General features: G+C 43.0%; 1 protein-coding gene and 1 pseudogene. One reads left to right on the forward strand and one right to left on the reverse strand.

What is annotated here, in order from left to right; translation table 11 throughout:
* Window positions 1-217 precede the first annotated feature (217 nt).
* Window positions 218-2560, forward strand: a complete 2343-nt coding sequence (locus V7K55_RS08110) for a glycoside hydrolase family 31 protein (RefSeq protein ID WP_334829976.1) — start codon at window positions 218-220, stop codon at window positions 2558-2560.
* Between the two features lie 254 nt (window positions 2561-2814).
* On the opposite strand, the pseudogene V7K55_RS08115 reads toward V7K55_RS08110, so the two are convergent.
* A pseudogene (locus V7K55_RS08115) lies at window positions 2815-3198 on the reverse strand (DNA cytosine methyltransferase); the annotation flags it as partial.
* Window positions 3199-3286: the final 88 nt, after the last annotated feature.

Genomic DNA, 3286 nt, shown 5'->3' on the forward strand with positions numbered 1-3286 from the left:
GAAACTTCCCATCCAAAATATAGCGTTTCCCAATCATACAAGTTACATCATAGCCCCCTCCTCGCTTGCGGGGAGGGGGTTGGGGGTGGGGTTCAGTACCTACTCAACTGAGAACCGCTATAAACTTCAATATACGCTATGCCTAAAGATACACGCTTTTTGGTAGTAGTTTATGTGAGTCTCTATTGGAGAAAGTAGTTATTTTGAATCAGGGATTATGCCACAATACTTTGGACAACTGCACACAACGGAAGCACCTTGGTCAATCCTGGGAGCAGTACAAGCAATACAACAGAATGAGCGCCATATCCTCTTGCAGTGCGGTGGCCCCTGTCTAACAGTTAGTGTGCTAGCAGCAAACTTAATTCGGGTACGGATGACCCCAAGTGGTGAATTTCTCTCCAGGCGATCGTGGGCAGTGGCACAAGCGGATGAAGAATGGCCTGTTGTGCCTTTTGAAGTGGAAGAAAAAGCAGAGACTATAGAAATTAAAACTGAGCAATTGTCTATTGTAGTGTCCCGCGACCCGTGTCGTATCCAGTTTTTTGACTCAGCAAGACAGCCCTTTGCTCACGATACAGACTTAGGCATGGGGTGGCGGACTGGTGCTGTTACTGGCTGGAAACGAATTGAACCTGACGAACATTTCTATGGTTTTGGCGAACCGACTGGTTTATTAGATCAGCGATCGAAAGTCAAAACTAACTGGACATCAGATGCGATCGATTACGGCATCATGACAGACAGTATGTATCAGGCGATTCCCTTTTTCATCGCCTTGCGTCCGAGATTGGGATACGGGCTTTTTTTTAATACCACTTATTGGAGCCGATTTGATCTAGGCGCACAGCAACCTGGAGTCTTGCAAATGGAAACTCAGGGAAGTGAACTAGATTACTACATTATTTATGGGCCTGAACCTGCAAAAATTATCCAGACTTACACCCAGCTAACCGGACGGATGCCCTTACCACCTCGATGGTCATTAGGTTATCACCAATGTCGCTGGAGTTACGAGTCACAAGATATAGTCAGCAAACTAGCTGATGAATTTCGTCAGCGTCGCATTCCCTGTGATGTTATTCATTTAGATATTGATTATATGAATAGCTACCGGGTCTTTACCTGGAGTCCGAAGCGATTTGCTAACCCTAAAGAATTAATCCAAAATCTTAAACAAGATGGCTTTAAAGTAGTAACTATTGTTGATCCGGGAGTCAAATATGAGCCAGAAGCAGATTACAAAGTCTTTGACGAAGGATTAAAAAACAATTATTTTGTCCGAAAAACTAATGGTCAGTTATTTCACGGCTATGTTTGGCCAGACAAAGCTGTTTTTCCAGATTACCTAAATCCTGAAGTTAGAGATTGGTGGGGAAATTGGCAAAACAGTCTAACTGACATTGGTGTTGCGGGCATTTGGAATGACATGAATGAACCTGCACTTGATGACCGTCCATTCGGCGACCCCGGTAACAAAATTTCCTTTCCTCTTGATACACCCCAAGGGCCAACTGACGAGAGAACTACCCACAAGGAAGCTCACAATCTTTATGGGCTAATGATGGCACAAGCATCTTATCAAGGAGCTAAAATATCTCGTCCCACTGAACGCTCTTTTGTATTAACACGCTCTGGATACGCTGGCATTCAACGCTGGTCAGCAATATGGACAGGAGACAATCAATCTCTGTGGGAACACTTAGAAATGTCCATACCAATGCTCTGTAACCTGGGTTTATCGGGTGTTGCCTTTGTCGGTAGTGATATTGGGGGGTTTGCAGGGAACGCTACGGCGGAACTATTTGCGCGTTGGATGCAGCTAGGAATGCTTTATCCCCTGATGCGTGGGCATTCAGCATTAACTACTGCACAGCATGAGCCTTGGGTATTTGGCGATCGCATTGAAAAAATTTGCCGCGAGTATATTGAACTCCGTTATCAATTACTACCTTACATTTACACTCTTTTTTGGTTAGCTGCAACTACTGGCGCACCAATTCTTCGCCCACTTCTCTATCATTTCCCCAACGATCCCAAAACCTTTTCTCTTGCCGATCAAGTAATGCTAGGCCCCTCGTTACTAGCAGCACCAATTTACCGTCCAGGTGTTGAACATCGCGCCGTCTATTTGCCTGAAGGTTGTTGGTTTGATTGGTGGACTGGGGAAACATTTACAGGGCCAACTCATATTCTTGCATCCGCACCACTGGAGAAAATGCCATTATACGTTCGGGCTGGATCGATTATTGCGATCGCGCCAGTAATGCAACATGTAGATGAACATCCCATAAACCAAATGCGGCTGCGAGTCTGGAAAGGCGTTGGTGAGTTTACTCTTTATGAAGATGATGGTCATACTTTTGAGTACCAAATAGGAGCCTTTTGCACCACAACTTACCGCGTTTATTCCGAACAGCAAACAACCATTGTTGAGATTGCAGCCAGAGAAGGCGAGTTTTCACCTATAACGCGTGAAACCATTGTAGAATTAGTCGGCGTTGGTGAACAGAGTTTTCTAGATGATGGTACTGCTCATCGCTTGGAATTTTCTACTTAGAGGTTGTTTGAAAAGTCCTCTTGTCGGTATAAAAAGTTTGAGATCCCCCTAAATCCCCCTTAAAAAGGGGGACTTTGATTCCAATTCCCCCCTTTTTAAGGGGGGTTAGGGGGGATCTAAGAGTGCCTAAAATCACAGCGAAATACTTTTCAAACAACCTCTTAGGTAGATCCATTCAATCACGTGCAACAATGGTTTGAGAAATGGAGAATGGGGCATTCATTGGTCACTGATTATTGTTCATTTTAAATTAATTATGAAAGACAATTTTCTGCTGTAAATCTTATAGAATTATTTAAACTATCTTTAATATATTCAAGGATAGTTTTAGCAACATACTCTGCAAGCTTTACTGGTACAGCGTTCCCTATCATTTGTTCAAGGTCTGTTTTTGTACCTTCAAAAATAAACGTTTCCGGGAAAGTCTGCAAGTAGCTTCTTTCAATTGTAGTCAATGGGCGCAAGTTTTCTATAACACTTGCTGGATCTTTAGGATGTTTTTTATAGGTTTTAGGAATAGGACGATTAACTCCTCTTACTGTTGGGCTAGGTTCATCAATACTAAAAATCCCTCTTCTTTGGTAACTTCTTGGATGTCTGTAGTAATACTGAATTTCTAATTTATTTCCCAGATACAGCACTTTGTGTAACGGTTTGGTACAGTAGTTGAGAAGATAAAAGTAAAAAATCAGATGAAACCCTACTCAGTAGACCTGCGGGAGAAAA

Source organism: Nostoc sp., from assembly GCF_036919895.1.
Classification (GTDB): Bacteria; Cyanobacteriota; Cyanobacteriia; order Cyanobacteriales; family Nostocaceae; genus Nostoc.